Source organism: Dissulfurispira sp. (genome assembly GCF_036745535.1).
Classification (GTDB): domain Bacteria; phylum Nitrospirota; class Thermodesulfovibrionia; order Thermodesulfovibrionales; family Dissulfurispiraceae; genus Dissulfurispira.
The window spans coordinates 1-4660 of the sequence record NZ_DAIOFX010000106.1 but is presented as its reverse complement, the minus strand read 5'-3'; the positions used below and the strand labels follow the sequence as shown (position 1 = coordinate 4660).

3 protein-coding genes are annotated in these 4660 nt (G+C 46.0%); all 3 read left to right on the top strand.

Features of this window, described 5'->3' with window-relative positions:
* Positions 1–1644, top strand: a 1644-nt coding sequence (locus V7L97_RS11370) for an ammonia-forming cytochrome c nitrite reductase subunit c552 (protein WP_333656065.1), incomplete at its 5' end; no start/stop codon positions are given.
* 77 nt (positions 1645–1721) lie between these two features.
* On the top strand, positions 1722–2213 hold the full coding sequence (locus V7L97_RS11365; protein ID WP_333656063.1) for a choice-of-anchor V domain-containing protein: 492 nt from the start codon (positions 1722–1724) through the stop codon (positions 2211–2213).
* A gap of 32 nt (positions 2214–2245) precedes the next feature.
* The coding region (locus V7L97_RS11360; RefSeq protein WP_333656060.1) for a molybdopterin-dependent oxidoreductase at positions 2246–4660 on the top strand (2415 nt) is incomplete at its 3' end.

Below are 4660 nucleotides of genomic sequence, written 5' to 3'. Positions count from 1 at the left end.
AAAAGGTTTTATCTTTTATTAACTTTAGTCATCACACTATTGATCATTGGCGGAGTTTACTATTCGGGTGCTGATGCACAGAAGGCAGCACCGCCAGAAAAGCCTGTCAAAGCAGAAACATGCTATGCATGCCATGGACAGATCAAGGATTTTCACACAAAGGGCAAACATTCTAAGCTTAACTGCATAGAATGCCATAGTGGTGTTGATGCCCATCTTAAAGATGCATCCAAAAAGCCAGCAACAAACTTAGACCTCTCAAACTGTGGAAGGTGTCATAAGGAGCAGTATGAATCAATGGTTGCTGTTAATCTTGAATCAAAGCCAAAGGTCGAGAAGGCAACGTCAATGAGCCGTTCTCCTCTATTTGACGCTATTATGATGCCGCACGGTTTTACAAGAGAGCATGCAGAGCCAAGAAGCCATGTATTTATGCTTGTTGACCATCTGTTAGTTGACAGGGCATATGGTGGAAGATTTCAGCTAAAGAGCTTGGATAAGATGTCCGATGCCAAGGGATCAGAGAAATCTGCATGGGAAGTCTTAAAAGACCTTGAGCCGACAACAAGCGACCAGAAGCTATTCAAGCCATATACTCCAAGAACAGGAGCAACTGCTGCAAACCCTGTTTGCCTTTTGTGTAAGTCATCAGATTTTATTTTGAAATGGGCATATATGGGCGATAAAAATCCAAAGGCAGTATGGGACAGGACATCAAAGGTTGTAGATGTTGCAAGAGATACCCACAGGCCTGTTGGATGTATTCACTGCCATGATCCACATGGCACAGATCCGAGGGTTATAAGAGATGCCCTTATTGATGCAGTTGTTGACAGGGGCGAGGGCACATATCCATACGATAAGGAAAAAAGCAAGAAGATTACAATGAAAAAGGTTATGTTCAGGGACTTCAGGGCAATAGGGATATTGAATAAGCCTGATTCTACACTTATGTGCGCCCAGTGCCATGTAGAGTACAACTGCAATCCAGTAATAGATATCAAGACAGGAGAGACTATCGGGTTTGGCGACAGAAGGACAAACGAGTTTCAGTGGAAGAGTGTCTTTGATTACGACGCATGGGTAGAAAAGCAGGGCTACAGGGACTTTAAGAATGAGATAACCGGTGCGTTACTTTCAAAAATCCAGCACCCTGAAGTAGAGGTCTTCTGGGGAAGCAAACACGAAAAGGCAGGCGTTGAATGCAAAGACTGCCATATGCCAAAGATGAAAAAGGGCGCTAAGACATTTACATGGCATGGACAAAAGAGCGCAAAGTATATGAAAAAAGATACATGCCTTAAATGCCATCCATATTGGACTGAGCAGGAGGCAGAGTATCAGATAGAGGGAATCCAGAACTACATAAGGGGCAAGATGCGCAAGGCAGAATTCTGGCTTGCTGAGTATGTAAAAACATATACAAGGGCAAAGGATTTAGGAGTGCCAGAAGAAAAACTAAAGGAGGCGAGGGCATTCCATACAAAGGCTCATACTAAATGGGAATGGTGGACAGCAGAAAATTCAGACGGCTTTCACAACCCAGATGCTGCAAAGGCATCACTCCTTGAATCCATACAGACCTCAATAGACGGCGTGAAATTTCTCGAAAAGGCAATTGCTGATGCAAAGGCGCCAAAATAATTAATGAAAAAAGGCGGGGCATTGCCCCGCCTTCTCTTTTTTTTAACCCGTTGGAACTTGGGAAAGGAGCATATAGCATGAAAAAAAATATATTTTTTTTGGTATTGGTATCGTTTGTTATAGCAGGGCTTTATGTTTCTATTGGATATGGCCATAAAAACAGCGCTCCAAATCTTGAGTGTATAAGCTGCCACGAAGGAGAAATGGTTCAGAATATGGTAAAGGTTCAGGGATTGCCGAAAAATTATGTCCCGGGCAAGACATACAATTTAACGGTGGTTGTAACAAGCGACCTCGAGAGCATGAGCGAATGCAAAGGAGGTTTTGCAATCGAGGCATCAGCAGGGAAATTGATAGTCAAAGACAAGAAAAATACACAGTTGAGCAACGGAATATTGACCCATACGCAGGAAGGCTCGGAATTAAGGAAGTGGAATTTTAGCTGGAAGGCGCCGTCGGAGAAGACCGATGCAAACATCACTGTAATGGCGGTTGCGGCTAACGGGGATTATTCACCGTTTGGCGATAAGGTTGGAGCCGGTAGCTACATAATCAAGTCAACAAAGTAATTCATATAAACAAAAAAAAGAGGAGGTCATAGATGAAACTCAGCAGAAGAGATTTTCTAAGGGCAAGTGCCATAACAGCCGCTGCTGCAGCAGCAGGTATTGCAAGGCCTGAAATGCTTCTGGCTGCGGCACCTGTTAAGTCTTTCCCCGTGGGACAATGCAGGTTCTGTGCTGTTGGATGCACCATGATAGCGGACTGCGAGGTTGATGCCGCAGGAAAGGTCACAAGGGTAGTAGCATTAAAGGGAGACCTGAAGAGTCCTGTAAACAGGGGCGTTCTATGCACTAAAGGATTTTATCTGCATAAGGCAATTACCTACAAAGACAGGCCTAAAGGCGCTCTCATCAGAAAAGAGTGGATAAATCCAAAAACGGGCAAGCCTGATTTGAATAACTCTCCGAGGGTTCTTCAGGGAAAGACAACAAAGGACCCGAAGGGCTTAAAGCCATCGGAAGTGGATTTAAAGGAGAATTTTGTCCTCGTGCCGTGGGAGGATGCAATCAACTTTGTTGCCGATGCAGTAGAAAAATCCATAAAAGAGCATGGCAAGCACAGCGTTGCATTCTATGGAAGCGGCCAGTTGGGTACGGAAGAGACCCATATTATGAACAAGGTCTTCAAGGGCGGAGGTGCATTGGCAAATAACGCCATCGAGGGACAGCCGAGGACATGCATGGCATCTGCGGTCGTTGGCTACCTCTACACCTTTGGAAAGGACGAGCCTTACGGATGTCTCGATGATATCGATGTGCCTGACCCTGACTTCAAAAAGCACGCAGATACGCTTTTCATAATCGGCAACAATACTGCCGAGGCACATCCGATAATCTTTAACAGGATGGCAGCAGCAAAGTCAAAGAACCCCAATATGAAGGTCATCCTTGCCGATCCGAGAAAAACTCGCTCAGGCACAATCGCCGACCTGTGGCTGCCCTTTGCAACAGGCAGGGATCTTGTGCTTTTAAATGCGATTGCCTACGTAATAACACATGAACTCGATGGCGCAAAATACGATGTGGAAAAAGGCACTGTGGATGCAAAATGGAAATACCTCGATAAAAAGTTCATCGAGAGGCACGTGAGCTTCGGCATACACGAGGATGTTAAAAAGACATGGATAAAGACCACATATGGAGGAGCAAGGGATACGGCATGGGATCTTACATACACAGCAGAACCGAGGAAGACTTATCCATCCCTTAAGACAAAATATGCATCTGAGGATGACATATTAAAAGACCTCTATAAGGGTTTTGCAGCCTTCCTCAAGTTCCTTGAGGACTACAAGCCAGAAAAGGTCTCCGAAATAATATTCGAGGGCGAAGCGCCGCTCGTCTATGAAAAGGCGACCAGGACATGGAAGAAGATAAGCGGTCCCGAGGCAATAAGGCTTGCAGCAAAATGGTTTGCCGAAGGATATACTTTGTCGGCCTGGTGCATGGGCGTGAACCAGAAGCTTCAGGGCACATGGGTTAATGCATCGCTGCATATGCTCCATTTGATAACAGGAAAGGCGGTCAAGCCGGGCAGACATTCCTTCAGCTTTACCGGACAGCCCAATGCCTGCGGTGGAATCAGGGCGCCGGGAGCGCTCTGCCATGCACTTCCTTACGGAAGGCTTGTTGCAAATCCACTTCACAGGGCAGCAGTCGAAAAAATATGGACGGACAGGGCATCAGCATATTTAAAGAAAAAGGGCGTATCTGAATCCGAAATATCTGCAGAGATGAAAAAGATTAAGATACACGACAAGCCAGGCCCGCATACTGTTGAGATGTTCAGGCGCCTCGGTGCAGGACAGATAAAGGTTCAGTTCATATCGACCGTCAATGCAGGACAGAGCCTTCCATATGCATGGCCATACAGACTCGCGATGGCTGGTGCAAAAAAAGGAGAGGTATGGCCGCTTATCGTTACCCTCGAGGCATTCCCCAATGCCACGACAATGGTATCTGACGTGGTGCTGGGTGCATCGAGCTGGTTTGAAAAGGAGTTCATATTCGGAAACCTCGAAAGGCGGTATCAGGTCATAAAACAGGTAATAGAGCCCTATGGCAACACACTGCCGGACCACACCATTTTTGCATGCATTATGAGGAGGCTTGAAGAAAAGGGTCTCGTGCCTCATGGCCATGTGTCACAGTTCTGGCCCGAGAAATATGACGGCACTGACTGGATGAAGAAGACACTGGCGGCAGCCAACACATTGGAGTGGAACAGGGAATTTACCACCAATATCTGGGACGAACTGATGGCGCTTTCTAAGGGGACAGGGTATGACTTTAGTGGTATGAATAGGAAAATGTTACTTGAGCAGAACTTCGGCTACAGAATTCCATTCCCTGCGGAAGTCCATACAGATCCTGCGGTTAAGGCAAGATATGACAAGTATCAGTCGAGAATCCAGTATGCATACCCCTATGATCCACTGATAGATAAAATGACT

Coding starts and splice junctions, on each gene's coding strand:
- V7L97_RS11365 (WP_333656063.1), top strand. CDS start 1,722: ATGAAAAAAAATATATTTTTTTTGGTATTGGTATCGTTTGTTATAGCA.